This is a genomic window from Dokdonella sp. (genome assembly GCF_017744955.1).
Classification (GTDB): domain Bacteria; phylum Pseudomonadota; class Gammaproteobacteria; order Xanthomonadales; family Rhodanobacteraceae; genus Dokdonella_A.
Genome location: NZ_JAGIAG010000018.1, coordinates 95,587 through 117,576, shown reverse-complemented (window position 1 = coordinate 117,576; position 21,990 = coordinate 95,587). Strand labels below are relative to the sequence as shown.

The following is a 21,990-nucleotide window of genomic DNA, read 5'->3' as shown; positions in this document are numbered from 1 at the left end:
GTTCCGCAGGGCATCGTGCAGCGTCACCCGCGCCATGCGCCTGCCGAGAGGACGATCGAGTGAGCTCCCGCACCATCCCTGCTTCGCGCCGCGTCCGCGGCTTGAATTTCCATCCGCTGGCGGCATGCCTGGCGCTCGCGCTGGCGACGGGTTCCGCGTCCGAGGCGGCGTGGAGTTCGGCCACGTACGACGCGCCGGGTGCCGCGCGCCTGCCGCGCAGCACCGTGTCGCGCGATCTTCCCGAACGGCTGGCGGCGCAGGCCGAAAGCGAACGCATTCTGCGGCAGCGCGCCGCCCACTACGCCGAAGCGCGCGCGTTGGCGCGGGCGAAGGCGCAGGTGTCGTCGAGACCGGCCGGCACGATCGCGGTCACCAGTTGCTCGGATGCGGCCGGCGACAGCGGCACCTTGCGCGCCGCCGTCGCCGGTGCGGTCAGCGGGGACACCATCGACCTCGGTGCCTTGAAGTGCAGCACGATCAGCCTGGAGCAAGGGCAGGTCGTCGTGCCGGTCGCCGACCTGACGATCCAGGGCGCGGGCGAGTCCGCGCTGACCGTCGACGGCGGCGACCTCGACCGCGTGTTCAAGCACACCGGTGCCGGAACGTTGACGATCCGCGACCTGACCGTCGCGCACGGCCGCCACGTCGACATGGCCTATGCGGGCTATTTCGACGGCGGCTGCCTGTACTCGCTCGGCAAGCTGGCGCTGGAGCGCGTCACGGTCGATTCCTGCCTCGCGGGCTCGGCGCTGGGCGCGGTCGGCGGCGGCCTGTTCGCTTACGACCTGGAAATGACCGCCTCGACGGTGAGCAACAGCCGGGCCGAGGCATTGGCGGCATTCGGCGGCGGCATCGGGCTGATCGTCGCCGACGGCGCCGAGATCGCCGTGAGCTCCAGCACGATCAAGGACAACACGTCTTCCGGAATCCTGGCGCACGGCGGCGGCGTCACGGTCTCCGCGAGCACCGGCTACGCCGACCTGACCCTGCGCTCGTCGACCGTCTCGGGCAACACCGCCACGGCGGACAGCGCGGACAACTGGAACGAAGCCTGGGGCGGTGGCATCCAGGCCGCCAACGTCGGCCTGCACGTGCGCCGCAGTCTCATCGTCGACAATCTCGCCGAGGTGAGCGGCCCGGCGGATCGCTTGCAGATCGCGCTCGGCGGCGGCATCAACGCGCAGTTCAACTACTTCGTGGGCGACGCCGCCGTGATCGAGGACAGTCTCGTCAGCGGCAATCGCGTGGTCGCCCATGGGGCGACCGGCTGGGGCGACGCCGGCGGCCTGTACCTCACGCAATGGCACACCAACGACTTCACGGCGACGAAGGTCACGCTGTCGCGCACCACTGTTTCCGACAACCAGGTCAGCGGCGACTACATGGCGACGCGCGGCGGAGTCGGGCCGGGGAGCTGGCTGACGATCGCGGCGATCGACAGCACCATCAGCGGCAACCGCGTTTCCTCGACCCATTTCGCGCGCTGCGGCGGCATCGAGGGCAGCGAAGGGTTGAGCCTGGTGTCGAGCACGGTATCGGGCAACCTCGTTTCGACGGCCGAGACTTCCTACGGCGGCGGCGTCTGCATGTACCTCGATCTCGAGGTCGCCAACAGCACGATCGCCTTCAATTCCGCGGGCGGAAGCGGCGGTGGCGTCTATTTCCGCGGGCGGCCGCCGCGGACCGGCGATCGCTTCGTCAGCAGCATCGTGGCGAACAATCAGGCCGCCGCCGGCGCGGACCTGGCCGCCGGAAACTTCGGCTCGCCCGGCGGCCTGGCCGCCCTGGCCGGTTCCGGCAACCTGGTCGCCAGCATCGACGCCAGCATCACGCTGCCGCCCGATACGCTCTCCGCCGATCCGCAACTGCTGCCGCTGGCCGACAACGGCGGCCCGACCTGGACGCACGCGCTGGCGCCGGCCAGCCCGGCGATCGACGCCGGCAGCAACCCGGCCGATCTGCGCTACGACCAGCGCGGGGAGGGCTACCCGCGCAGCTCGGGTGCCGCGACCGACATCGGCGCATTCGAGCTGCAGCCGCCGACGGTCACCGACCGCCTCTTCGGCAACGGTTTCGAGACGCGCTGAGGTCCGGCTGCGGCGCGCGTTCAACGCGCGTCGAAGCCGTCTTCGAAGAGGCGATCGACGAGATCGGGAACGTAGAGTTCGGCACTGCTCGCCGGCGGCACGCCCCATCCGGGCTGGTAGCCGCCGGCGATCAGCACCTTGCCGTCCGGCAGGGCGGCGATGGCGGCGCGGCTGCGCACCTCGTGCATCTCGCCGGCGTCGGCGAACAGCCCGGTGGCCGGATCGAACAGTTCCGCGTTCGACAGCACCGTGTCCTTGGCGGCGAGGCCGCCGACGACCAGCACGCGGCCGTCGGCGAGCCGGGTCTGCCTGTGGTCGCTGCGCGGGATGCCGAGGTCGCCGGCCGTCTGCGAGGTACCCGTGGCCGGATCGTACAGCTCGGCGGTGGCGACGATCTCCTCGTTGTTGACGCCGCCGACGACCAGCACGCGACCGTCGCGCAACAAGGTGGCGCCGCCGAGCAGCCGCGGATGCGACAGCGCGCCGGCATGTTCGAACCGGCCGCTGGCCGGGTCGTAGGCTTCGACGCTGGCGAGCACGTTGGCGTCGGCGTCGATGCCGCCGAGGATCAGCGCGCGTCCGTCCGGCAGCGCGATCGCCATGTGGCCGTTGCGCGCGCTCGGCAGGTCGCCGGTCGGCGCGAAGGTGCCGCTGGCGGGATCGTAGAGTTCGGCGCTCGCGGTGCGCCCGGTTTCCGGCGAGACCCACCCTCCGGACACCAGCACGCGTCCATCCGCCAGCCGCGCCGCCGCGTGCAGGTAGCGCACCGAGGCCATCGAGCCGGTGGCGGCGAACCGGCCAGTGGCGGGGTCGTAGCGCTCGGCGCTGGCCAGGCGCTGCGTATTGCCGTCGCCGTCGCGATAGGTGCCTCCGGCGATCAGCACGCTGCCGTCGGCGAGCGCCGTCGCCGTCGCGTCGCCGTCGCGCGGGACCGACATCGCGCCGGAGGCGGCGAACGCACCGGCCGCTGGGTCGTACACGTCCGTACTCGCTTCGGTGCCGTCGGCGGAAACACCGCCGGCGACCAGCACGCGGCCGTCGGGCAGCGGCGCGCACAGCGCGAAATCGCGCCCGTGCGCCATGGCGCCGGTGGCGACGAATTCGCCGGCGAGCGCCGGCGGCGCGGCCAGTGCGACCAGCGCGATCCAGGACGGCCGCAGGACATTCAGGACAGGAAGAGTGCGCATGTCGCCTCGCGTCGTTGAAACGGAGGCGAAACTCTGCGGCGCGCGGATCGACCGCGCATTCCAGGACGATGAAACGCGAACTCGCGGCGCATTCCGAACGGATCAAAAGCGGCTCTTCGAGCCGCCCGGACGTGCGTTCCGCGTGATCGCGCCGCGCGTGCGCTAGCCGAACTGCGCGTCGGCGAGATCGAGCAGATTGGCGGCGCCGCTGCGCATCGCCGCCGCGTGCATATGGATGCGTGGCAGGATGCGCGCGAAGTAGAAGCGCGCGGTGAGGCGCTTGGCGTCGCGGAAGTCCTGCGCCTGCTTCGAGGCGTCGGCCGCGGCGACGCTGCGCGCCCACAGGTAGGCGAGCGCGACGTAGCCGGAATAGAACAGGTAGTCGTAGGCGGCGGCGCCGATCTCCTCGGCGTTGGCGCCGGCGCGCTTGCCGAGTTCGAGCGTCAGCTCGCCCCATTCCTTGGCCGCGGCGCCGAGCGGGCCGACGAACTCGGCGAGCGCGGCGTCGCCGGCGTGCTCGGCACAGAACGCGCCGATCTCGGCGAGGAAGTGCTTGAGGCCGACGCCTTGCAGCTGCAGCACCTTGCGGCCGAGCAGGTCGTTGGCCTGGATCTGCGTGGTGCCTTCGTACAGCGTGGTGATGCGCGCGTCGCGTGCGAACTGCTCCATACCGTTCTCGACGATGAAGCCGTGGCCGCCGAAGATCTGCAGCGCGTGGTAGGTGCACTCGATGCCGGCTTCGGTCAGGAGACCCTTGACGATCGGCGTCAGGAACGACACCAGCGCCTCGGCGCGCTCGCGTTCGGCGGCATCCTGGCTGTGCTTGCGGATGTCTTCCTGCAGATACGCGTACAGGCCGAGCAGGCGGCAGCCTTCGGCGAAGGCCTTCTGCGTCAGCAGCATGCGGCGCACGTCCGGATGCACGATCAGCGGATCGGCCGGCTTGTCCGGGAACTTGGCGCCGGACAGCGAACGCATCTGCAGGCGTTCGCGCGCATAGGCGAGCGAGTTCTGGTAGGCGCGCTCGGTCAGGCCGAGGCCTTGCAGGCCGACCGCGAGGCGCGCGGTGTTCATCATGGTGAACATCGCGGCGAGGCCCTTGTTCGGCTGGCCGACCAGCCAGCCCTCGGCGCCGTCGAAGTTCATCACGCAGGTGACCGAGCCGTGGATGCCCATCTTGTGCTCGATCGAGCCGCACACCGCGGCGTTGCGGTCGCCGACCTTGCCGTCCTTGCCGACCTTGAACTTGGGCACCAGGAACAGCGAGATGCCCTTCACCCCGGCCGGCGCGTCCGGCAGGCGCGCGAGCACTAGGTGCAGGATGTTGTCGACGAAGTCGTGCTCGCCGGCGGTGATGAAGATCTTGGTGCCGCTGATGCGATAGCTGCCGTCGGCGTTCGGCTCGGCCTTGGTCTTCAACAGGCCGAGGTCGGTGCCGCAATGCGGTTCGGTCAGGCACATCGTGCCGGTCCATTGGCCGGACACGAGCGGCTTGAGGAACACCTCGCGCTGCCAGTCCTCGCCGTGGTGCTCCAGCGCCGAGGCGGCGCCGTGCGAGAGCATCGGGTAGTTGCCCCAGGACAGGTTGGCCGCGTCGATCATCTCCTTCAGCGCGGCGCCGATCGTCTCCGGCAGGCCCTGGCCGCCGAAGCGCTCGTCGGCGACCAGGCCGATCCAGCCGGCGTCGACGTACTGCGCGAAGGCTTCCTTGAAGCCCTTCGGCGTGCGCACGCTCTGCGTCGCCTTGTCGTAGGTGCAGCCTTCGGCGTCGCCGCTCTGGTTCAGCGGCGCCAGCACCTGCTCGGTGAACCTGGCCGCTTCGTCGAGCACGGCGTCGACCACGTCGCGCGTCGCCGACGCGCAGGCGGGCAGGCGCGCGTAGGTCGATTCGACGTCGAGCACGTCGTACAGCGCGAAACGCAGATCGGCGAGCGGGGCGGTGTAGCGGCTCATGGCGAGACTCCGGAGGCGGGGATTCCGGCTCGCGCCGGTCGGCGGGGATGGCGGCGGGACGTGAGGTCTCAGCGGTACGTGTTCGGCACGCCCGGCACCGGCGACAGGCGGCTGGAGCGCTCGAACGGGAAGCTCTCCTTCGGCTCGCTGGTGTCGATGGTGCCCTTCAGCGTGTAGGCGAAGTCGCCGCTGGCTGGCAGCTTGGCGGACGTCTTCAGCGTCGCCTCGACGACGTCGCCGCCGTTGGCGACGATGTCCATGTTCGGCGCGATCGAAATCTCGCCGACGTCGGTGCCGGCGACGACCACGGTCGCCTTCAACGAGCTGTAGTGCATCGGCATCGTGCTGAAGTTCTGGATGCGCAGATCGAACTTCCAGCTGCCGTCGGCCTGCACGGCCAACTGCTGGATGCTCGCCGTCGACGGATGCACGCGCTTGGTCGGGCCGCTGCCGCACGCGGTCAGCGTCGCGGCCAGGGCGAATGCGGCGAGCGGAATGCGCAGTTTCATGTCTGCCTCTGCCTCAAACAGTCGTTCGGATCGAACGGCTAGCCTAGCCAAGTTCGCCGTGCGCCGCAAAGGCGTCCGGAGCGCCGCGCGCTCCTGGAAATCCACTGCCGATCGGAACGAGAATGCCGGTGCGGTCGACCGGACCTCGCCGCCCGGCCGCACGTCGATTCGAACGAAATTCCTCGAACCATTCGGGAGATCGTCATGCATGCATCGCTCGTCGCGGGTCTGGCACGCAACTGGTGGGTGATCGTCGTCTACGGCGTCATCGCCATCTTGTTCGGTCTGTATTCGATGGTCTGGCCCGGCGCGAGCGTCATCGCGCTGACCTGGGCGTTCGGCATCATGGCCCTGGCGGAGGGCGTGATCAGCGCGTTCGCGCTGTTCGACCGCAACGTCAGCATCTCGCGTGGCTGGCTCGTGCTGTACGCGCTGGTCTCGATCGGCTTCGGCCTGCTCGCCATCGTCCAGCCGCTGGTCGTGGCCGGTGCGCTGCTGCTGCTCCTGGCGGCGTGGCTGATCGTCAGCGGCATCTACCGCATCGTCTTCGCGATCCGCGTGCGCAAGCTGATCTCCGACGAATGGCTGCTGATCCTGAGCGGCGCGATCGCGGTCCTGCTCGGCTGCCTGTTCGCCGCCTATCCGGTGGCGGGCCTGCTGACGCTGGCGCTGTGGATCGGCGTCGGCGCGTTGATCTACGGCGTGCTGCAGGTGATGGCGGGCCTGCGCCTGCGCAAGCTGGCCTAGTCCGCGCGCGATCAGGGTTCCTTCGCGGCGAATGCGGCGCGCCGCGCGACGAACTCGGCGATCGGCACCTGCCGCACGATGCGTCCCGCGCTGAGGCGGACGACCTCGTCGGCGAGCGCGCCGACCTCGTCCGCGTGGTGCGTGACCAGCACGGTGAACACGCGCAGTTCCTGCTTCAGCCGGCGCAGGTAGTCGAGCACCTGTACGCGCGCCTCGGCGTGCAGGCCGGTCAACGGTTCGTCGAGCAGCAGGGCGCGCGGATGGGAGAGCAGGGCGCGGCCGACCGCGACGCGCTGGCGCTCGCCGCCGGAGAGGTTGTGCGGCCGGCGCTCGAGCAGCGGGCCGAGTTCGAGCAGGTCGACGATGCCGTCGAACTCGGTGCGGTACGTCGCGTCGCGCGCCGGCGCGCCGTAGAGCAGGTTGTGCCGCACGCTGAGATGTGGGAACAGGCGGCCGTCCTGGAACACGTAGCCGATGCGCCGCTGCGCGATCGGCACGCGCACGCCGGCCGCGGTGTCGAGCAGCACTTCGCCGTCGAGCACGATGCGCCCGGAGCGCGGCTCGAGCAGGCCGGCGATCGCGTTCAGCACGCTGGTCTTGCCGGCGCCGGAGTGGCCGAACAGCGCCAGCGTGCGTGCCTCGGAACGGAAGGCCAGTTCCAGGTCGAGGTCGCCGAAGGCGTGGCGCATCTGCAGCTCAAGCATCCTCGCGCCTCCGCCACGGCGCGCCGCCGGCGACGAATGCGGCGCTCACGCTCGCGACCAGCGCGACCAGCAGGGAGACCAGCGCCAGCCGCTGCACGCCGGGCATGCCGGCGGGCGTGTTCAGCAGTTCGTAGATCGCGATCGGCAGGGTGCGCGTCTCGCCGGGAATGTTGGAGACGAAACTGATCGTCGCGCCGAACTCGCCGAACGCGCGCGCGAAGGCCAGCACGCATCCGGCGACGATGCCGCGCAGCGACAGCGGCAGCGTGATCGTCGCGAAGCGCCGCCAGGCGCCGGCGCCGAGCGTTTCCGCGGCCGCCTCCAGACGGCGGTCGACGCCGTCGAACGCGGCGCGGATCGACAGCACCAGCAGCGGGAAGCCCATCACCGCGGCGGCGATCACCGCACCGGTCCAGCGGAACGCGACGACGATGCCGAACGCGCCGAGCAGCTCGCCGAGCGGGCCGTGCACGCCGAACAATGCGAGCAGGGCGTAGCCGGTCACCACCGGCGGCAGGATCAGCGGCAGGAACAGCAGCGATTCGAGCAGCGCGCGTCCGGGGAAGCGCTTGCGCGAGAGCAGCCAGGCCAGCGCCAGCGCGAACGGCAGCGCGGCCACCACGGCGATCAGGCCGACGCGCAGGCTCAGGCCCAGCGCCTGCCACTCGTCGGGCGTCAGCGCGGTCATGCCCGGACGCGCGCTGTCGCGACGGGTGGAAGGCCTTCAGCGTTTCGGCGGCGCGTCGAATCCATAGGTGCGGAAGATCGCCTGTTGCGGCGGCGCGCGCAATGCGTCGAGCAGCGCGCGCGCCGCCGGCGTGTCGTGCCCGGCGATCAGTGCGGCCGGATAGACGATCGGCGCGTGCGTGTCGTCCGGGAACGTCGCGATCACGCGCACGGACGGTTCCGAACTCGCATCGGAGCGGTACACCACACCGAGCGGCGCTTCGCCGCGGGCGACGAAATTCAGCGCCGCGCGCACGTTGTCGGCCGCGACCACGCGCGCGGCGACGGCGTCCCACACGCCGAGCTTGCCGAGCGCCGTCTTGGCGTACTTGCCGGCCGGCACGCTGTTCGGCTCGCCGAGCGCGAGGCGGCCGTCCTTGCCGAGCGCGCCGACGAGGTCGAAACCGGGCGCGACGTCGAGCCGGATCGCGCTGCCCTTCGGCGCGATCAGCACCAGCGCGTTGCCGAGCAGGTCGCCGCGCGACTCGGCCACGATCAGCTTGCGTTCGGCGACGTAGTCCATCCAGTCCTGGTCGGCCGAGACGAAGATCGCCGCCGGCGCGCCGGCCTCGATCTGCCGCGCCAGCTGCGAGCTGGCCGCGTAGCTCGCCTTGATCTCGCCGATGGCGGCGATCTCCGGTGCTTGGAGGATGCGGTCCAGCGCCGGCTTCAGGCTCGCCGCGGCGAACACCAGCACCGGTTCCGCACGTACGCCGAACGGAATCAGGCACAGGCAGAGCAGCCAGGCGATGCGGATCGGCCAGCGGGAAACGGAGCGGCGGTCGCGCGTCATCGTCGGAAGCCTCGAGTACCGATGGGTACACGAGAACATATCGCAGTTCCGCCTCGTGCGAAACGGTCGCGACCGCATGCTATATAGTCATTCGACTATATCGAGTGCGCGGACCGGGGCGGCGATTCATGACGAAGAGGATGGCGATCGGGATCGCGTGCGCGCTCGCGTCCGCGGGCACGGTTGCGGACGAGCTGACGAAGGCGACGGAGACGGTCGTGCCGCTCGGCGTGGTCGAGGTGATCGGCAACGCGGTCGACGCGCTGCCGCCGGGCGCGGACGTGCTCGACGTCGAAGAGATCCGCGCGCAGGCGCGCCGCAACGTCGCCGAAGCGCTCGACCTGCTGCCCGGCGTCACGCGGCAGAATTTCGGCCAGCGTCGCGATTCGCTGGTCGCCGTGCGCGGCTTCGACAGCCGCCAGGTCACCTTGTACGTCGACGGCGTGCCGGTCTACGTGCCCTACGACGGCAACCTCGATCTCGCGCGCCTCGGCGTGGAAAGCCTGTCGCGCGTCGTCGTAACCAAGGGGCTGACCTCGGTGCTGTACGGGCCCAACGCACTCGGCGGCAGCATCAACCTGGTCAGCCGGCGTCCGCAGGAGGCGTTCGAGGGCCGCGCCTACGCCGGCGTCGACGTCGACCGTTCCGGCGACCTGCCGGCGTACCGCGCCGGCGGCCGCTTCGGCACCAACCGGGGTTCCTGGTACGCGCAGGGGACCGCCTCCTGGCAGGACGCCGACTACTACACGCTGCCGTCGGGCTATCCGCGTACTCCGGTTCAGCCGGGCGAGCGCCGCGCGAATTCCGGCGCGCGCGATCTCGACGTCTCTTTCAAGCTCGGCTGGACGCCGAACGCGAACGACGAGTACGCGCTGAACGTCTATCACGTCGACGACGACAAGCAGACGCCGCCTTACGCCGGCCACGCCCCCGGCGTGTCCGCGCGCTACTGGCGCTGGCCGAAGTGGGACAAGGACGGCGCCTACTTCATTTCGCGCACGCGGGTGCTCGATTCGGCCGATCTCAACGTGCGGCTGTACTACGACAGTTTCCAGAACGAGCTGCGCTCCTACGACGACGCGACATACATCACGCAGCGTCGTCCGTACGCGTTCACCAGCCTGTACGACGATCACACCTACGGCTTCAGCGTCGCCTTCGAGCAGCGCTGGTCGGACAGCCAGGTCACGCGCGCCGCGCTGCACGGCAAGCAGGACTTCCATCGCGAGAGCGACGCGGTCGGCGCGCCGTGGGAGCGCTTCAAGGATCGCACCTGGTCGGCGGCGCTCGAGCACGAGTGGCGTCCGAATGCGGCCTGGACGATCACGCCGGGCGTGTCGTGGAACCTGTTGCAGTCGCAGCGAGCGGACGACCTGCAGGCCGGCAATCGCATCGTGCCGTTCGCGGTCGGCAGCGACGTCGCCTTCAACGGCCAATTGGTCGCCGCCTGGCAGGTCGCGGAGGGTTTCCAGCTCTACGCCGGCGCGAGCCGCAAGACCCGCTTCCCGACCCTGAAGGATCGCTACTCGTACCGGCTCGGCTCGGCGATCCCGAACCCCACGCTGAAGCCGGAAGACAGCGACACCGTGGAGATCGGCGCGCGCGGATCGCGCGGCGCGTTCGACTACAAGATCGCGCTGTTCGACAGCCGGCTGCGCGACGCGATCCAGAGCGTCACCTTGCAGCCGGATGCCTGCACCTCGCCGCCGTGTTCGCAGTTGCGCAACGTCGGTCGCGCCCGGCATCGCGGCGTGGAGCTTTCCGGCGATCTGGCGCTGTCGCCGGCGTGGTCGATGCGGGCCAACTACAGCTACGTGCAGCGCCGCAACATCGCCCAGCCGAGCGTGCTGCCGACCGACACGCCGCGGCAGAAACTGTTCGCCGCGCTCGACTACCGCTTCGCCGCCGGCTGGCAGGCGACCTTGTCCGCCGATGCGGAGAGCAAGCGCTACTCGAGCAGCAACGGCGCGCGCGTCGCCGGCGGCTTCACCGTCGTCGACGCTGGCGTGCGCGGGCCGATCGCGTCGTTCGAGCTCGGCCTCGGCGTGCGCAACGCGCTCGACCGGCGCTACAGCTATCTGGAAGGGTTCCCGGAAGCCGGGCGGACCTTCTTCGTCGAACTCGGCAAGAACTTCTGAGGAGAATGGCATGACCCCGTTGACTCGCCGCTTCGCCGGTTTCGCCTTGTCGCTGGTGGCCTGGATTGCCTGCGGTGTCGCACAGGCGGAGCGCGCGCCCGCCGGGGACGCGCCAGCGGTCGCGCTCGGCGGCGAGGTCGCCAAACCGCTGCGGCTCGACGCCGCGGCGCTGGCGAAGATGAAGCGCGTCGCCGTGGAAGCCGACGATCACGGCACGCCGGGCCGCTGGGAAGGCGTGCGCCTGATCGACCTGCTGCGCGACGCCGGCGTGCCGACCGGCGACACGCTGCGCGGCAAGGCGCTCGCGTTGTACCTGCGCGTCGACGCGGCGGACGGCTATCGCGCGGTGTACGCGCTGGCCGAACTCGACGCCGGCTTCCGCGACGGCGAAGTCATCCTCGCCGACCACCGCGACGGCAAGCCGCTCGACGCGAAGGAGGGGCCGTTCCGCATCGTCGCGACCGGCGAGAAGCGTCCCGCACGCTGGGTGCGCCAGGTCGTCGCGATCGACGTCCTGCGCGCGCCGGAGAAGTGACGCGCGGCGTCTCGTCGGCGTCGTCGTCTTGCCGGTGTTTTGAAGGAGCATTTCTCGCGGAGACGCGGAGACGCAGAGGAAATCGCCGGGGAAGATTGGATCTCTGCGGCTCTGCGGGAGTTCGTTCTCGACACCCTAGCAGCGTTATTCTTCGCGCTCGACGAGGACGCCGCCGATGCAGGCTCTGCGATGAAGAAGAATCCAGCCGCCACCAAGCTGCATGTGCGCGTGACGCTCGCGCCCGGCGTCGCGCTCGGGCCGGGCAAGGCCGACCTGCTCGCCGGCATCCGCGAAACCGGCTCGATCGCCGCCGCCGGCCGCGCGATGCGCATGAGCTACAAGCGCGCCTGGCAGCTGGTCGAGGAATTGAACGGCAGCTTTCGCGGGCCGCTGGTCGAAGCCAGCAAGGGCGGCTCGGGCGGTGGTGGCGCGCGCCTGACGCGCATCGGCGAGGACGTGCTCGCGCGCTACACGCGACTGCACGAGGCGGCGGCGAAAGCGGCGGCGACCGATCTGGCCGCGCTGCGCCGGTATCTGCGATAGCGCGTCGATTCTCGCGATCGTCCGCGATCGCCGTTCCGGGCGAGACGCGACGGTCTGCGGTGTCGATCCGATCCGGGAGTCCGACGCGGCCGTCCAAGCTCGCGTTCTTTGAAAGAACCCGCTTCGTCGGTGCCGGGTGGCGTACGGGCATGAGGTAACAACGAGGCGTCAGTTCCGCGTCGCGGCGATCGCGTCGGAAGATCGGACGACTTCCTGGGGAGCGGATCCGCACGCATGAAACGCCATGTATTCCTGACCGCGGCCGTCGCGCTGCACGCCTTCGCCGCGCCCGCCGCCGCCTACGATCTGAACGACTGGCCGGTGCACTACACCTTCGGCGACGGCACCGACGTCGGCCTGACCGGCGTCTATCGCTACGACGTCAACGAGTTCAGCGACGACACCTTGCCGAACGGCAGCTCGCGCTTCGAGGACTCGCACACCAACCGGCGCAAGGAACTCGGCCTGACGCTGAAGAAGAAGGGCGTCTACGACGCGGTGATCGCCTACGAGTACCAGGCCAAGAGTTGGCAGGACGTCAATCTGCGCCTGCAGTCCAAGGCGTTCCTCGGCGCGGACTACGGCGCGTTCCGATTCGGCTACTCGAAGACGCCGGTCGCGTTCGAAGGCGTCACCTCGTCGAAGGCGACCTCGTTCCTCGAGCTCGCGCTGCCGGCGCAGGCGATCTACGAAGGCCGCCGCACCGGCGTCGACTGGGCGTTCGAGCGGCCGCAGTACCTCGTCAATCTCGGCTACTACTGGGGCCAGGACCTGCACGGCGACAACGACGGCACGACCCTCGCCGGACGCATCGCCTGGACGCCGCGCAAGGGCGAAGGCGATGTGATCCACCTCGGCGTTTCGGCCTCGGAGGAAAACCCCGACGCGACCACCAACGGCCGCGGCCAGCGCAATGGGCCGAGCGCGCGCATCCGCTCGACGCCGGAAGCGGGCCTGACCACCGTGCGTCTGGTCGACAGCGGTGCGCTGTCCGACGTCGACACCATCCGCCGCTACGGCCTGGAAGGTCTGTGGATTTCCGGGCCGTGGTCGGTGCAGGGCGAATGGCTCGCCGTCGACGTCGCGCGCAAGGCCGGCAAGCCCTACTACGGCGCCGATGGGTTCTACGTGTTCGGCAGCTGGGTCGTCACCGGCGAATCGCGGCCCTACAGCGGCGGCAACACCAACAACCTCAAACCGAAAGGTGCCTGGGGCGCGTGGGAACTGCTGCTGCGCTACAGCGAGCTGGACTTGAACGACGGCGCGATCCGCGGCGGCAAGCAGCACGACTGGACGCTCGGCGCGAACTGGTACCTGACCCAGCACTTCAAGTTCCAGGCGAACTACATCCAGGCGAGCAGCGACCGCGCGGGGCTTTCGCTCGATCCGCGCATCTTCGAATTGCGCGCGCAGATCTATTTCTGATCGTGCGCGCGCAGCAGGTGCGCGGCGGTCGCGGCATCGCACAACGGCGCGTGCTCCCGCGACTGCTAGCATGCGCGGATGTCGTATCCGCACGCCAATCCGCTCGTTTCTCCGTCTGCGCCGCAACAGCTGCTGCAGAACGTGCGGCTGCCTTCGGTCGCGCACATCCGCGCATTCGAGGCGGCGGTGCGCTCCGGTTCGTTCGAGCGCGCCAGCGATGAGCTGGCGGTCACGCCGAGCGCGGTCGGCAAGCGCGTCGCGGCGCTGGAATCGCTGCTCGGCGTGAAGCTGCTGTGCCGCGTCGGCCGCGGCGTGGAGCCGACGCCGGCGGGGCGCGAGTACCTCGACCAGGTCAGCGTGGCGCTCGGTCTGCTGACGCGTTCGACGTTCCACCGCCGCGCCTCCGCCGCGCAGCAGCGCCTGCGCGTGACGCTGCCGCCGACGTTCGCGCGCGAGGTGCTGATCCCGCACATGGCCGAATTCACCGGCGCGTATCCGGAGATCGAACTCGAGCTGATGCTGTCGATTCCCTATCTGGACATCTCCGCGCCCGGCTGCGATCTGGAAATCCGCTTCGGCGAAGGCTCGTTCGACGCGCTGGAATGCGAGCGCCTCGTCGACGAGCCGGTGTTCCCGGCGTGCAGCCCGGCGTTCCTTGCGCGCCAGGGCGGGCTGGCCTCGCCGCGCGACCTGCGCAAGGAATTCCTGCTGCGTTGTCCGTTGGAGCCGTGGCAGCCGTGGCTGGCGCAGGCCGGCATCGACTGGCCGGACCCGGAGTCGGGCCATCGCATCGTCGACCTCGGCATGATGCTGGAGGCGGCGATCACCCATCAGGGCATCGCGCTGGCGCGCCGCAGCCTGGCGCGTCGCGCGTTGAAGGAAGGTCAGCTCGTGCAGCTGTTCGCGGTCGAGGCGCGGCCGAAGTTCTCCTACTTCGTGTGCTGGCACCGCAAGCACGGCATCGACGAGGCGAAGGGCCGCTTCATCGACTGGCTGACGGCGATCTGCGCGCGCGCGGCGGCGCCTACTTCAGCAGTTCCCTGACCGCGTCGAGCCCGGCCTGGGCGCAGACCTCGTCGTTGTCGGGCATGCTGCCGCTGACGCCGACGGCACCGATCGTCACGTCGCCGACCTTGATCGGCAGGCCGCCGGGAAACGTCACGAAACCGGGCAGGTGCGCCACGCCGGGCAGCGGTCCGCCCTTGGCGTCCTTGCCGAACGCCAGCTCGCCGAACTGGCGCGTCGCCGCGCCCATGCGCGCGGACTGCTCGGCCTTCAGCTGCGCGTGCTGGATCGAGCCGAGCGCGGCGCCGTCCATGCGCTCGAACAGCAGCGTGTTGGCGCCGCCGTCGACGATCGAGACGTTCATCTTCCAGCCTTTCTCGACCGCCTTGGCCTTGACCGCGTCGGCGATCTTCTGCGCGACGTCGAGCGACAGCACCGGCACGCGCTCGAGCGCCTGCGCCGGGGCGGCGAGCAGCAGGCCGAGCGCGAACAGGGCGCCGGCGGCATCGGTACGCATCTTCATCGGAATCTCCGGCGGCGCGCCGTCGTGCGGTGGCCGCTTCGCGGGGAAGTGCGGCGCGTGCGCCGCGGAAAGGAACGTCCGCGCCGAGTCCGGCGCGGACGTCCGTGACGGCGATGCGCTCAGTCGCCGAGCGCGAACACCCACACGCTGCCGCCTTCCGGAACCTTCTCGTCCCAGCCCGCGAGCGTGTGCATCTTGCCCTGGATCCACTGCGCGTCCACGCCCCAGCCGGACACCACCGCGACGTACTGCTTGCCGTCGATGGAGAAGCTCGACGGCGGCGAGATGATGCCGGAGGGAGTCGGGAACTCCCACAGCAGCTTGCCGCTTTGCGCATCGTAGGCACGGAACATGCGGTCGTTGGTGCCGCCGGCGAACAGCAGGCCGCCGGCGGTGGTCAGGATCGAGCCGAAGTTCCACGACTTGGGATACTTCTCGCGCCAGACCAGCTTGCCGCTGTCCACGCCCCAGGCCTGGATGCCGCCGATGTGGTCGAAGCCTTCCTTCACCGACAGGTCGAGCTTGTTGATGTCCGCGCCTGCCGACCATTGGCCGGGGATGATCGGCTGGATGATGCCGGTCAGCGTCAGGCAGTGGTTGTCGTTGTAGGGCACGTACAGCATGCCCGTCTTCGGGTTGTAGGCCTCGTACGGCCAGTCCTTGCCGCCCCACAGGCTCGGGCAGTAGGTGTGGGTCTCGCCGGTGTGCGGCTTGGCGTCCATGTTGTAGGTCGGCCGGCCGGTCTTCGGATCGACGCTGGTGAAGACCGTGTTGGTGACGTAGGGCTCGGACTTGTTGTAGGTGATGTTGCCCTTGGCGTCGCGATCCAGCCAGTACAGGCGGCCGTTGCGCTGCGCGCTGATCATGCCGCTGACCTTCTTGCCGTTCTTGGTGTACTCCACCAGCGTCGGCGCGTTCATGCCGGCCCAGTCCCAGGAGTCGTTCCAGTGGTACTGGAAGTGGCTGATGATGTCGCCGCTGGCCGGATCGAGCGCGAGCACCGAGGCCAGATATAGGTTGTCGCCCGGACGCTGATCGCCCATCCACGGGCCGCCGTTGCCCACGCCCCAGTAGATGACGTCGTTCTTCACGTCGTAGTTGCCCGGCATCCACATGGTGCCGCCGCCGTGCTTCCAGGCATCCTTCCACTTGCCGTCCTGCGGCCAGGTGTCCGAACCCTTCTCGCCGGGAGCCGGCACGCTGTAACGCGTCCACACCAGCTTGCCGGTCTGCGCGTCGAAGGCCTTGAGGAAGCCGCGCACGCCGAACTCGCCGCCGGACGGACCGATGATCACCTTGCCCTTGACCACCAGCGGCGCGGAGGTGATGTAGGCGCTCTCGGTCTCCCAGTCGCACACCTGCGCGTCCCACAGCAGCTTGCCGGTCTTGGCGTCCAGCGCGCTGAGCATGCAGTCGACGCTGCCGACGTAGACCTTGTCGCCGTACAGCGACACGCCGCGGTTGGTGCGATGCAGGGCGCCGATGCCTTCGGGCACTTCGCGCTGGAAGTGCCACAGCGGCTTGCCGGTCCTGGCGTTGTAGGCGAACACGTGGTTGTGCGGCGTGGCGACGAACATGTAGTCGCCGTTGACGATCGCCGGCGCCTCGTGGCCGGACAGCACGCCAGTGGCCGCGGACCACACCGGTCGCAGCTTGGCGACGTTGGCGGTGGTGATCTGCTCGAGCGGGCTGTAGCTCCAGCCGGCGTAGTTGCCCTTGGTCAGCAGCCAGTTCTCCGGCTCGGGGTTGGCCAGGCGCGCGTCGGTGACGGGCTGGTAGTCGGCCGCGGCGAGCGGGGCCGAGGCGATGGTCGCGACGAGCGCGGCGGTGATCAGCTGCAATTTCATGCGTTCCTCCCGGTAGTGCGTTCGAGTGATGAGTGCGGCGTAGCGAAGCGGCGTCAGGACGTCGGTGGCCCCAGCGGGCCGTCGAACTTGCCTGCCACCACCAGCGCGCCGTCCTGAATGGCCAGCGGCAACATCGCGAGCCGCCGCGTGGCCGGCCCCTGGGTCACGGCGCCACGGTTGGCCGCGTCGAAGATCGAGCCGTGGCAGTTGCAGACGATCTGCGTCTTGCTCGGGTGCAGCGTGGTGATCGGACAGCCGTAGTGCGTGCACAGCGAGGAGAACGCGACGATGCCGTCGGCGGCGTTTTTCGCGCTGGCCGGCTGCAGCTCCTCCGGCTTCAGGCGCACCACGGTGAGCAGGTTGGCCTTGGCGACCAGCGCCTTGCCGGTCTGCGGATCCATCGGGTAGGCCAGGGTCGGTTCCTTGCCGGCCTCGATGTCGCCCGGCTGGATCGGCTGGCCCTCCTTGGGGCCGAGCATGAAGGCGAGCTTGTCGCCCGGCTGCGGCTTGCGCGTGGTCTTCGTCGCCGCGGCCTGCTCCTGTGCGACCGCCAGCCGCGTGGCCGTCGCCGGTGCCAGCGCGACCAGCGCCAGCGCGCCGGTCAGCAGGCTGCGGCGCGCGCTGTCCGTCGAGCGGCAGGCGCAGCCGCAGCCGCAGCCGTCGTGTGCGTTCGTCTTGCTCATCGTGGTTCCCTCAGGACGTCTGCAGGTAGACCACGTGGGTCTCGGTGAACTCGTAGAGTCCGTGCTTGCCGTCGGCGCCGCCGATGCCGGACTTGCGACGACCGGCGTGGAAGCCCTGCATCGCCTCGAAGTGCTCGCGGTTGACATAGGTCTCGCCGAAGCGCAGCTCGCGCGCCGCGCGCATCGCCGAATCGAGGCTGCGCGTGAAGATCGACGAGGTCAGGCCGTACTCGGAGTCGTTGGCGAGCGCGATCGCCTCGTCCAGGCCGTCCACCGCCTGCACCGGCAGCACCGGGCCGAAGATCTCCTTGCGCATGATGTCCATGTCGGCGCGCGTACCGGTGATCAGCGTCGGTTCGTAGTGGAAGCCGCGGCCGCGTTCGGCGCGCTTGCCGCCGACGACGATGCGCGCGCCGTCGCTGCGCGCCTGCTCGACCATCGCGGCGACCTTGTCCAGCCCGGCCTGGTTGATCAGCGGGCCCATGTGCAGGTCCGCCTCGGCCGAGGGATCGCCGTAGCGGGTGGCGGAGAACAGCTTCGCCAGGCGCTCGACCAGCGCGTCGTGCACGCCGCGTTCGACGTAGACGCGCTCGGCGCAGTTGCAGACCTGGCCGGTGTTGATCACGCGCGAGTCGTAGATCGCCTTGGCGGCGAGGTCGAGATCGGCGTCGGCGAGCACGATCGCCGGCGCCTTGCCGCCGAGTTCCAGGTTCACGCGCGTGAGGTTGCGTCCGGCCGTCTGCATGATGCGGCTGCCGGTGGCGACGCTGCCGGTGAAGGTGATCAGGTCCACGCCCGGATGCGACACCAGCGCCTCGCCGGCGGTCGCGCCGCGTCCGCCGACGAGGTTGAACACGCCTGCGGGCAGGTCCGTCTCGGCGACCAGTCGCGCGAACTCGAACGCGTTGATCGGCGTCTCCTCGCTCGGCTTGATCACGATCGTGTTGCCGGTGACCAGCGCCGGCGCGAGCTTGCGCGCGATCAGGAAGAACGGGAAGTTCCACGGCAGGATGCCGGCGACCACGCCGACCGGCTTGCGCAGCAGGAAGATGCTCTCGTTCGGCCGGTCGCTGGTCAGCACCTCGCCTTCGAGGCGGCGCGCCCACTCGGCCATGTAGTCGATGTAGTCGGCGGTGAAGTCGACCTCGACCTGGGCCAGCCCTTGCACCTTGCCCTGCTCGCGCACGATCACGCGCGCCAGTTCGGTGCGGTGTTCGCGCAGCTTGGCCGCGATCGCGCGCAGGTGGCCGGCGCGCCGGATCGGCGGCAGCTTCTCCCATGCCGGCTGCGCGCGGCGCGCCGCGGCCACGGCGTCGTCGACGCTCGCCGCCGACGCGTCGGGGACGCGCGCGAGCAGCTCCTGCGTGGCGGGGTTGGTGACGTCGATCGTCGGTTCGCCCGGCGTGCCGACGAAGGCGCCCGCGATGTAGTTCTGGTAGGTCGGTTGCATCAGAGGTACTCCTGGTGGATCGGGCGCGGCGGCGCCGCGCAGTGCCGCGACTAGAATACGTACACGTACTTGACGTTCATCGAGTCGTTGGAGCCGTGGTTTTCGCCTTCGGTGCTGCGCGAGTAGCGCAGCGCGAGCGAATGCTTGGGATGCAGGTGGAACAGCACGCCGGCGCCGAGGTCGAGCGCATGCGAGGACGGCGTCTCGCCGCCGCCGCGCACCGAGCCCTTGCCGGTGCGCTCGTAGTCGACCGCGACGAACGGTTCGAGCAGGTCGGTGGCCTTGAAGCCGACGCGGTTGTTGGTGTGCACCGTCACGCCGGGATGCAGGCCGTCGTCGCGCGGGCTCTGCACGACGAAGCCGAAGTCGCCGGTCCAGCCCCAGCGGCCGTCGCCGAACGGCACGTACCAGAACGCGCTGGTCAGGTTCTTCCAGTTGGTGTCGCTGACTTCGTTCGAGCCGATCGGCATCTGCACGAAGGTCTGCAGGCCGAGGGTCGTGCCGGGCGTGGGCTTGTACCAGACCGCGTAGCCGATCATGGTGTCGCCGAAGCCGCTGTTGGTGTTCGCGCGCACGGTCGAGGTCGCGTCCGTGCGCACGTTGACCTCGGGCTGGATCACCTCGAAGCCCATGCCCACGTTCGGCAGCGAGTCGACGGTGAAGAAGTGCACCCACTTCGACAGGCCGGTGATCGCGCGCGAGCCGGGATCCAGCTTGAAGCGGTCGCCGGAGCCGTCGAAGGCCTTGTCGTTGTCCTGCACGGTGACGTACTGGACGAACACGTTCCACGGCTCGTAGCCGACCGGCAGGTCGTACTCGTGCGGGCCGATCACGTCGAACGTGACCTGCGCCGGCGCCGTCCGCGGTGCGGCGGCAGCCGCCAGCGCCAGCGCGACGGCAGCGAGCAGGGATGGGCGGCAGCGGGTGATTCGATCGTCGTTGCGCATCTTCGTTGTCTCCCCAGTGGCCGGGCGCGGGACTTCGTCCGGTCGCGCTGCCCGAAGCGGTATGTGGATCGCGCGCTATCCGTGCGCGATCCGTGGTGATGTCTCGTCCGAGTTCGCGAGCGGAGCCGGCGCCGATGCCGGCACGTAAGGGCTGCCGTCGGCGTGCAGCAGGATCGAGCGGTCGACGCGGCGCACGTCGGTGCGTCCGGTCAATGCGAGGCTGACGTCCAGTTCGCGCCGGATGATCGCGATCGCCTGCGCGACGCCGGCCTCGCCGTCGGCGCCGAGGCCGTAGAGGAAGGCCTTGCCGATCAGCCCCGCGCGCGCGCCGAGCGCGAGCGCCTTGAGCAGGCTCTGGCCGCTCAGGATGCCGCCGTCGAACAGCACCTCGAGGCGGTCGCCGACCGCGTCGACGATGCGCGGCAGCGCGGTCACCGAGGCGATCGCGCCGTCGAGCTGGCGGCCGCCGTGATTCGACACGACGATCGCGTCGACGCCCGCACGCGCCGCCTGGCGCGCGTCGTCGGCGTCGAGCACGCCCTTCAGGATCAGTTTCCCGGGCCACAGCTCGCGGATCCAGCCGATGTCGTCCCAGGTCAGCGTCGGATCGAACTGGTTGGCGATCCACTGTGCCAGCGTGCTCAGGCCGTCGGCGCCGGCGACGCGGCCGTCGAGATTGCCGAACGAGCGGCTCGGCGCCGTCAGCACGCGCCAGATCCACGCCGGCTTGCCGAGGATGTCGAACAGGTTGGCCAGGCGCAGGCGCGGCGGCACGGTCATGCCGTTCTTGATCTCGCGATGGCGCTGGCCCTGGATCTGCAGGTCCACCGTCAGCATCAGCGCGCTGCACTGCGCGTCGCGCGCGCGCTGGATCAGCGAGCGCGTGAAGCCGCGGTCGCGCATCACGTAGATCTGGAACCAGAACGGCGTCGGCACCGCCGCGCGCACCTGTTCGATCGAGCAGATCGACATCGTGCTGAGGCAGAACGGAATGCCGGCCGCCGCCGCGGCGCGCGCGGCGAGGATCTCGCCGCTGCCGCGCGTCAGCCCGGTCAGGCCGGTCGGCGCCAGCGCCAGCGGCAGCGCGGCCGCCTCGCCGACGATGCTCGTCGCCAGCGAGCGCCGGTCCACGTCGATCATCACGCGCTGGCGCAGGCGGATCGCTTCCAGCGCCTGCACGTTGTCGCGCAGCGTGATCTCGTCGTAGGAGCCGCGGTCGTCGTAGTCGAAGAACGCGCGCGGCACGCGGCGTTCGGCGCGTTCGCGCAAATCCCGGATGTTGGTGATCGTCTCGCCCATGCCCGCGCCGGTGGTTCCTTGCTGCGACGGGCCTGGATACTAGAGACGCTTTTTCGGCGCGTGTCCGAATAAATTTCTGCGCAGCCCCGAAGGAAATTCCGGTGTCGCTTGCTGCGGTGCAGTGCGCGAAGCCGCGATTCCGGGCGCGCGCATGCGAATGGCGGCGTCGAAACGCGCTGTGTCCCGACTATTGCATCGCGGCAATCGTGATGATCGCAGTGGCGGCCATGACCGAAAGTTTCTTTGTGGAGAAAGCCGGAAAGCCGCTTCGCCGGCTACCACACGTCTCCGGGTCGCCAGTCGGTCGACAGGCGCGCATCCAGGTCGAGCGCTGGCGGCGTCGACGGCAGCCGGTGGATCATCACCTGCTCGCCCGGCGTGTTGATGTCGACGCCGCAGGGATCGAGATACGACAGCGGGCCACGCCAGAGTTCCCAGCCGAGGCGGCGGTAGTAGCCGTCATCGGATGGCGACAGCGCGGCCAGCGCGAAATCGCCGACGAGGGCGGGAATCCTCGTCAGTACGTCGCTCGCGTAACCCTTGCCCTGGTGCTCCGGCGCGGTCGCCACGGCTTCGACGTAGGCGGTGCGAAGCGGCGCGAGATTCGCCGCGCGCAGCTCGCGTTCGACCCAGGCCGCATGGCTGACCAGCTCGCCGTCGAGGCGCGCGAGCAGGTGCACGGCCGGCGACAGCAGAGCCAGGAACGGCGAGAAGTCTTCCTCGTACGCGCGCGAGCACAGCGACAGCAGGGCGCCGCGAAGATCACCGCGGACGGCTTCGCTCGATACCACCTCGAAGTGCAGGCGGCGGCTTGCGTGGCCGGCGTCGGCCGGTCGGGTCGGTGGGATCATCGGATCAGGAATCGGCGCGCTTCGCGTGCCGCGGTGTC

General features: G+C 69.8%; 21 protein-coding genes. 8 read left to right on the top strand and 13 right to left on the bottom strand.

Going from position 1 to position 21,990, the window contains the following annotated elements:
• The first annotated feature begins 59 nt into the window (after positions 1–59).
• On the top strand, positions 60–2,087 hold the full coding sequence (locus J7520_RS19075) for a choice-of-anchor Q domain-containing protein (protein WP_291191951.1): 2,028 nt from the start codon (positions 60–62) through the stop codon (positions 2,085–2,087).
• A 20-nt stretch (positions 2,088–2,107) separates the two neighbouring features.
• Here J7520_RS19075 and J7520_RS19070 read toward each other — a convergent pair whose 3' ends face one another.
• Positions 2,108–3,274 (bottom strand): kelch repeat-containing protein, encoded by a 1,167-nt coding sequence (locus J7520_RS19070; RefSeq protein ID WP_291191949.1) that lies wholly within the window; start codon positions 3,272–3,274, stop codon positions 2,108–2,110.
• On the opposite strand from J7520_RS19070, the gene J7520_RS19065 reads away from it, so the two are divergent.
• A complete protein-coding gene (locus tag J7520_RS19065) occupies positions 3,273–3,440 on the top strand; it encodes a hypothetical protein (RefSeq protein ID WP_291191947.1) in 168 nt (55 codons plus the stop codon). The two genes, J7520_RS19070 and J7520_RS19065, sit on opposite strands and share 2 nt — an antisense overlap.
• On the opposite strand, the gene J7520_RS19060 is transcribed toward J7520_RS19065, so the two are convergent.
• Both J7520_RS19060 and J7520_RS19055 read right to left on the bottom strand, forming a co-directional pair.
• A complete protein-coding gene (locus J7520_RS19060) occupies positions 3,437–5,227 on the bottom strand; it encodes an acyl-CoA dehydrogenase C-terminal domain-containing protein (protein ID WP_291191945.1) in 1,791 nt (596 codons plus the stop codon). The two genes, J7520_RS19065 and J7520_RS19060, sit on opposite strands and share 4 nt — an antisense overlap.
• 68 nt (positions 5,228–5,295) lie before the next feature.
• On the bottom strand, positions 5,296–5,736 hold the full coding sequence (locus J7520_RS19055) for a hypothetical protein (protein ID WP_291191943.1): 441 nt from the start codon (positions 5,734–5,736) through the stop codon (positions 5,296–5,298).
• A gap of 204 nt (positions 5,737–5,940) precedes the next feature.
• On the opposite strand from J7520_RS19055, the gene J7520_RS19050 reads away from it, so the two are divergent.
• Positions 5,941–6,483, top strand: coding sequence for a DUF308 domain-containing protein (locus tag J7520_RS19050; RefSeq protein ID WP_291191941.1), 543 nt, complete (start codon positions 5,941–5,943; stop codon positions 6,481–6,483).
• An 11-nt stretch (positions 6,484–6,494) separates the two neighbouring features.
• Here the strand turns inward: J7520_RS19050 and J7520_RS19045 are convergent, their stop codons facing one another.
• Genes J7520_RS19045 through modA form a run of 3 tightly spaced genes read right to left on the bottom strand, consistent with a single transcriptional unit; the run spans position 6,495 to position 8,706 of the window.
• Positions 6,495–7,187, bottom strand: a complete 693-nt coding sequence (locus tag J7520_RS19045) for an ATP-binding cassette domain-containing protein (protein WP_291191939.1) — start codon at positions 7,185–7,187, stop codon at positions 6,495–6,497.
• Entirely contained in the window at positions 7,180–7,875 is a 696-nt protein-coding gene (gene modB, locus J7520_RS19040) for a molybdate ABC transporter permease subunit (RefSeq protein WP_291191937.1), read from the bottom strand. Before modB ends, J7520_RS19045 begins: the two co-directional genes overlap by 8 nt.
• 36 nt (positions 7,876–7,911) lie before the next feature.
• Complete coding sequence (gene modA, locus J7520_RS19035) at positions 7,912–8,706, bottom strand: molybdate ABC transporter substrate-binding protein (protein ID WP_291191935.1); 795 nt, start codon at positions 8,704–8,706, stop codon at positions 7,912–7,914.
• Between the two features lie 140 nt (positions 8,707–8,846).
• Here modA and J7520_RS19030 point away from each other — a divergent pair, with 140 nt between their 5' ends.
• The 5 genes from J7520_RS19030 to J7520_RS19010 all read left to right on the top strand — a co-directional run bounded on the left by J7520_RS19030 (position 8,847) and on the right by J7520_RS19010 (position 14,391).
• Positions 8,847–10,844, top strand: coding sequence for a TonB-dependent receptor (locus J7520_RS19030; protein WP_291191933.1), 1,998 nt, complete (start codon positions 8,847–8,849; stop codon positions 10,842–10,844).
• Positions 10,845–10,854: 10 nt separating this feature from the next.
• Entirely contained in the window at positions 10,855–11,379 is a 525-nt protein-coding gene (locus tag J7520_RS19025; RefSeq protein ID WP_291191931.1) for a molybdopterin-dependent oxidoreductase, read from the top strand.
• Between the two features lie 189 nt (positions 11,380–11,568).
• Positions 11,569–11,922, top strand: coding sequence for a LysR family transcriptional regulator (locus J7520_RS19020; RefSeq protein ID WP_291191929.1), 354 nt, complete (start codon positions 11,569–11,571; stop codon positions 11,920–11,922).
• A gap of 234 nt (positions 11,923–12,156) precedes the next feature.
• Entirely contained in the window at positions 12,157–13,347 is a 1,191-nt protein-coding gene (locus J7520_RS19015; protein WP_291191927.1) for a porin, read from the top strand.
• A gap of 78 nt (positions 13,348–13,425) precedes the next feature.
• Positions 13,426–14,391 (top strand): LysR substrate-binding domain-containing protein, encoded by a 966-nt coding sequence (locus tag J7520_RS19010; RefSeq protein WP_291191925.1) that lies wholly within the window; start codon positions 13,426–13,428, stop codon positions 14,389–14,391.
• Here the strand turns inward: J7520_RS19010 and J7520_RS19005 are convergent.
• The 7 genes from J7520_RS19005 to J7520_RS18975 form a co-directional block, all read right to left on the bottom strand.
• Positions 14,372–14,875 (bottom strand): heme-binding protein, encoded by a 504-nt coding sequence (locus tag J7520_RS19005; RefSeq protein ID WP_291191923.1) that lies wholly within the window; start codon positions 14,873–14,875, stop codon positions 14,372–14,374. The two genes, J7520_RS19010 and J7520_RS19005, sit on opposite strands and share 20 nt — an antisense overlap.
• A 119-nt stretch (positions 14,876–14,994) precedes the next feature.
• Positions 14,995–16,722: a PQQ-dependent dehydrogenase, methanol/ethanol family gene (locus tag J7520_RS19000; protein WP_291191921.1), complete on the bottom strand. Its 1,728-nt coding sequence runs from the start codon at positions 16,720–16,722 to the stop codon at positions 14,995–14,997.
• Positions 16,723–16,775: 53 nt separating this feature from the next.
• Positions 16,776–17,405, bottom strand: a complete 630-nt coding sequence (locus J7520_RS18995) for a Rieske (2Fe-2S) protein (protein WP_291191919.1) — start codon at positions 17,403–17,405, stop codon at positions 16,776–16,778.
• Positions 17,406–17,415: 10 nt separating this feature from the next.
• On the bottom strand, positions 17,416–18,855 hold the full coding sequence (gene aldA, locus J7520_RS18990; RefSeq protein WP_291191917.1) for an aldehyde dehydrogenase: 1,440 nt from the start codon (positions 18,853–18,855) through the stop codon (positions 17,416–17,418).
• A gap of 50 nt (positions 18,856–18,905) precedes the next feature.
• Complete coding sequence (locus tag J7520_RS18985) at positions 18,906–19,802, bottom strand: transporter (RefSeq protein ID WP_291191915.1); 897 nt, start codon at positions 19,800–19,802, stop codon at positions 18,906–18,908.
• A 75-nt stretch (positions 19,803–19,877) separates the two neighbouring features.
• The gene (locus tag J7520_RS18980) at positions 19,878–21,101 is read right to left on the bottom strand and encodes an alpha-hydroxy acid oxidase (RefSeq protein ID WP_291191913.1); all 1,224 of its coding nucleotides are present in this window, start codon (positions 21,099–21,101) and stop codon (positions 19,878–19,880) included.
• Positions 21,102–21,376: 275 nt separating this feature from the next.
• Positions 21,377–21,952 (bottom strand): GNAT family N-acetyltransferase, encoded by a 576-nt coding sequence (locus J7520_RS18975; RefSeq protein ID WP_291191911.1) that lies wholly within the window; start codon positions 21,950–21,952, stop codon positions 21,377–21,379.
• Positions 21,953–21,990: the final 38 nt, after the last annotated feature.